This is a genomic window from Mesorhizobium sp. M7D.F.Ca.US.004.01.2.1 (assembly GCF_003997785.1).
In the GTDB taxonomy this organism is placed as follows: Bacteria; Pseudomonadota; Alphaproteobacteria; order Rhizobiales; family Rhizobiaceae; genus Mesorhizobium; species Mesorhizobium loti.
Genome location: NZ_RZRQ01000755.1, coordinates 1 through 525, shown reverse-complemented (window position 1 = coordinate 525; position 525 = coordinate 1). Strand labels below are relative to the sequence as shown.

Annotated in this window: 1 protein-coding gene; it reads left to right on the top strand. The window is 64.2% G+C overall.

Annotated elements, in window-relative coordinates; translation table 11 throughout:
* Positions 1 to 57 precede the first annotated feature (57 nt).
* On the top strand, positions 58 to 525 hold a 468-nt coding region (locus EN993_RS36640), incomplete at its 3' end, for an enoyl-CoA hydratase-related protein (protein ID WP_206532506.1).

The following is a 525-nucleotide window of genomic DNA, read 5'->3' as shown; positions in this document are numbered from 1 at the left end:
GCGAAGGCAAGGGCGCCTGGATCGCCGACGCACTGCTGGTGCTGGGAGACAAGAAGAATGTCTGACGTCATTTCGACCCGCCGCGAAGGCACCATCCTCGAGGTCACGCTCGACCGGCCAAAGGCCAACGCCATCGACCTGAAAACCTCGCGGCTGATGGGCGAGACCTTCAAGGCGTTCCGCGACGATCCGGAGTTGCGTGTCGCCATCGTCAAGACATCAGGCGACAAGTTCTTCTGCGCCGGCTGGGATTTGAAGGCGGCTGCAGACGGTGATGCGGTCGATGGCGACTATGGCGTCGGCGGTTTTGCCGGGCTGCAGGAACTGCGCGACCTCAACAAGCCGGTCATCGCCTGCGTCAACGGCATGGCGGTTGGCGGCGGCTTCGAACTGGCGCTGTCCTGCGACCTGATCTACGCCTCGGACCATTCCTCCTTCGCGCTGCCCGAAATCCGCGCCGGCACGCTGGCCGACGCGGCGACGATCAAACTGCCGAAGCGCATCCCCTACCATGTCGCCATGGAC